Below are 2,909 nucleotides of genomic sequence, written 5' to 3'. Positions count from 1 at the left end.
CTTTTGGAGTCATCCCAACATATTTTTTGAATTTTGAATAAAAATAGTCGATATTATAATATCCTACCTTTTCTGATACTTGATAAACTTTTAGATTCGTGTTTTGTAAAAGCTCCTTAGCATTGGTAATCCGTACCTTATCAAGCGTAGTGTTAAAACTTTCTCCTGAAGATTTTTTGTAGGTTTTCCCAAGATATGCGCTATTATATCCGAACATCTTCGCTATAGTCTCTAATTTTAAATCTTTATTATAATTTTTTTGTATAAATACTTCCATTCTCTTAACTATATTGTCAGCACCAGTATTACCGAGTTTATCACTCACTTTTTTGAAATGTTCAATAACTAACAATTCCATTTCTTCTATTGTCTCTGCCTTATTAACCTCTTCTGTAAAAGAATTAATATCCATTAACTTGTCCGAATGGCCTATATATCTGGTTTTTAAATTATTGATTAGCAAGATTGCATTATTAATAGTCATTACTTTTATATGAGATTCTTTCATAAGTTTATACCTACATTGACTCGATATGCAATGAACTATATCTACAATTCCAACAATATCTCCTATCTCTATACAATCACTTAGCTCTAGATGACTATTATTCTTCAGATTCTCAAATTGCTTACTAAGTAGATCCATGGAAATCATATTCATTTTCCTAAATAAGAATTTTCTTTCGATTAAATACTGTGCACACTCATAACTAAAGCAAATATCTTTTAGACATACTACCTTTTGTCCCACAGCTACAAAAAAATCATCTTCGTACCGAGCCTTCATCCGCCTATTATTTTCAATAAGTTGTTCCATATCTTTTTGAAGATTATCTCCCTTTATAATTATAGCAATTCGATCTCCTAGTACGAGATATTCGCACCTACTTAATCCGAATAGAATCAACTTAATCTTCTCTTTGTAATCCTCCTCCATATAGAACCTATCATTATTAAGTACAATAACATAGAACTTATTGTAGCTATAATCAAATCCAAACTTATCAATTTCTCTTTCAATGACTTCGATGGTTTCCTGTTTCATCAGTAAATTATAGATAATATTCTGTCTTGCTTTTACGTGGTTCTTCTTCTTTTCACTTTGCAGCAATTCCGCTTTTTCTTTTTCTTTCTGTTTCTGATCTAATTCCATTCTTATATCACATATATATTTTAACAACTCTTCTTCATCAATAGGTTTTAACAAGTATCCTTTTACTCCTAATCTTATTGCAGATTTTGCATACTTAAAATCCGAATATCCCGATAGTATAAGAAAATCCCCCTTATAACCGGCCTTTCTTGCTTCTGATATAAGTTCAAGTCCTGTCATTCCTGGCATTCTTACATCAACCAAAACTACTTCAGGTTGATAATTTAGAACAGCCTCCAAACCATCTTCTCCATTGGAAGCTTCTGCTATAATAGTAAAGCCGATGTCTTCCCAAGGAAGTAATATTTGAATTCCTTCCCTGACTGTTTGCTCATCATCAATAATTACTGCTTTATACATTTAACCACTCCTCATTAACAGCTAACTTCTAGGTATATTAATTTGTATTATGGTTTTTACTAGAGGTTGACTATCTATTACAATACCATATTCCTCTCCAAACAATAATTTTACCCTTTGATTAACGTTTCTTAATCCAATATGATTTTGTGTCATATCAGTTGTTGAATTAATGTACTCCTTAGTTTCTTGTAGTTTTTCCTCAGTAAAACCAACTCCATCATCAATTACCTGTATACGGATTGTGCTATCTATCTCATCTACATAAATTGATATATGCCCAGTCCCTTTTTTCATCTCGATTCCATGAACCATAGCATTCTCAACAATCGGTTGTAAGATGAGCGGAATTGTATAGATTTCTTCCACATTACAGTTAACATGTATGCTGTATGTAACCCGATCTTTAAATCGGTACTTTTGTATCTTTAAATAGGACTCTACCAAATTAAGTTCCTGGTTCAGAGTAACTTGTTTATCTTGAACCTGCAATGTATATCTCATAATTTTAGCAAGCATCTTAACTATGTCTTCAATCTCACCTTCTCCATTTGTTCTTGCTTTCATCCGGATTACCTCTAACGTATTGTACAAGAAATGGGGATTAATCTGACTAGCAAGCATGCTAAATTCCATCTCCTTCTGTCTACTATGTAGCATCTCCTTCTGCACCCGCTCTTCGTAAACTTGACTGATTAGAGTCTGAATACTATTAATCATCAAACCTAAATCATCATATAGATAACTAATCTCATCTTCACCGCCAATTTTTTCAGCAATATCAAACTGCCCTCTTGAAGCTTTATGCATCTGGCCTTTGAAATTATTAATCCTACTACTAAAACTCCACGCAAATATGCTTATAGTAGAAATTGCTATGATAAAACTACCTATAATTATTAGTATGCTCTTTTGACTTTGTTGATTTGCCTTTTTTAATATATCTGCATAAGGCCGAATACTTACTACTGAAATTTTATCTTGTATCCTAGTACCCGTAACCGGTATCACTGTTAATACCGCATTTTCCCCTTTATAGATAACATTTTGACATTTATCTTCATCCAATTTCTCAGATGATAATAGATTTATTAATTCCGACTTATTTGTGCTATCTGAATTACTATAGACAACCTCTTCATCATTTAATACCAATACCGTTTCCGTATCATGTTCTTGTAACGGAAATAGGATTCGTTCCTCTTTCATCGCAATAACAACGACCCCAACACTCTTTCCTTCTCGTGTTCGAATTATCCTTGAAAAGGAAAGATATTTTTTATACTTCATGGAATCCTCATGAAATGCACAGACTAAACTTCCATTAGCCTCCATTGTCTTTTGAAACCAAGGCAATTCCAACACCTCATCGTTAATTATGGCAACATTCAAGTTC

Annotated in this window: 2 protein-coding genes; both read right to left on the bottom strand. The window is 32.6% G+C overall.

The window, feature by feature from the left end; all coding sequences use genetic code 11:
• Nucleotides 1-1,513: response regulator (locus ACW2QF_RS19120; protein WP_455717612.1), on the bottom strand; the 1,513-nt coding region annotated here is incomplete at its 3' end.
• A gap of 21 nt (nucleotides 1,514-1,534) precedes the next feature.
• On the bottom strand, nucleotides 1,535-2,909 hold a 1,375-nt coding region (locus tag ACW2QF_RS19115; RefSeq protein WP_455717611.1), incomplete at its 5' end, for a sensor histidine kinase.

The sequence above is a fragment of the Anaerosporobacter sp. genome, from assembly GCF_965301125.1.
This window is presented reverse-complemented; position numbering and strand designations above follow the sequence as displayed.